The 1,254-nt window shown below is 44.4% G+C and carries 1 protein-coding gene and 1 pseudogene; one reads left to right on the forward strand and one right to left on the reverse strand.

Annotation, left to right across the window (positions count from 1 at the left end; genetic code table 11):
- A partial coding sequence (locus A3751_RS15495; RefSeq protein ID WP_156492517.1) for an AraC family transcriptional regulator ligand-binding domain-containing protein occupies positions 1-457 on the reverse strand: 457 nt, incomplete at its 3' end.
- Positions 458-894: 437 nt separating this feature from the next.
- On the opposite strand from A3751_RS15495, the pseudogene A3751_RS15500 reads away from it, so the two are divergent.
- A pseudogene (locus A3751_RS15500) lies at positions 895-1,254 on the forward strand (SGNH/GDSL hydrolase family protein); the annotation flags it as partial.

Consider the following 1,254-nt stretch of genomic DNA (forward strand, 5'->3'; position numbering starts at 1 on the left):
TACGCGGGCTGACTTCAGACCTTACAAGGTTCAGTAAATAGGTAAAAATCGACTCGCAACAGAAGCGTCGTTGCTCTTGTGATATCTCTCTTTTATAAGGGTAGGTTAACGCGATCGATAGTCGGTCTTTCGATTCGTGAAATGTCAGGTGATAAGCCGCACCTTGCATGTAATGCAATTCGTTAATGATCTGCAAACTTCTTTTGAACGATGACGCTGTCATCAGAACTCTAGAAAAATCACATAAAGCGTGTGGCTGTAAAAGCCTGCCATAGTGCAGGCCTATGTCAGAACTTGGATCGGCACCGTAGATATCACGAATTAAATTGCCGAAGGCATTTTTCGACTCCAATGTTTGTCCATAACCCAATATGACCCTTTCGGCGTCGAGTGGGCTAAGTTTTAGTTCTTCTGGAGCAAGTTCCAAAAGTAGTCTTAAATATATTTCGTCAAGCATGGCGATTCAAACATAGTTCGCACGGCGTGCTTCGTATGTTTGCCCAGTCCTTTAATTGTTATTTTATGGCGGTTAATGCTTTCGTCTAGGCTAGCGTATTGATCGTTAGTTGGCTTTTTTGTTTTACCTTTTTCGGCGTAACCAATAAACGATATAACTGACAGGCGGCGAAAATCAGTCTACCGAGTTTGGAGCAGGATGTTCGTGACGCCGCTCTCACTAGTGTGTTGGCCGAAAGAGCATCGCTTCATGCTAAATCGAACTGTGATGTAGGTCTCAACAACCCGCTATTTTGATTGTTTACTGGCCGAAAAGAACCAGATGTATCCGTTTTTAACCAAGTTGTGCGCCTTTTGACTCATTTGTTAACAAGTGTTGCGCTAAACTTTTGCGCACCGCTTATTTGGTGGTAACGAAAGAAAACTTGGAGAGAAACAATGATAAATCTAAAAAAAGTTGTATCTAAAGTTGTAAAGGTGGCAGCCTTTTCGGTTGTTGCTATTAGTGTTGTTGGTTGTACGGGCAACCCATATGAAGAAACCGTTAACGGTCGAAATGATGTCGTGACCCTGGGCGACTCCATTTTCGATTTGAATGGCGTTATCCAAGAAACGTTGGAAGCGCGCGCGGGCACTCAGTTCCGTGATTACACGCAGTCAGGTGCCGAGTTGCAAGGTGGTTTGCTAGCGCCATCCGTTGTAGAGCAATATAACGCAGCTAACGCGCACAATGGCAACATCAGCACGATCCTAATGGATGGTGGCGGTAACGACATCCTGATCCCTGCTACTTTGCTT

Source organism: Oleiphilus sp. HI0080 (assembly GCF_001635135.1).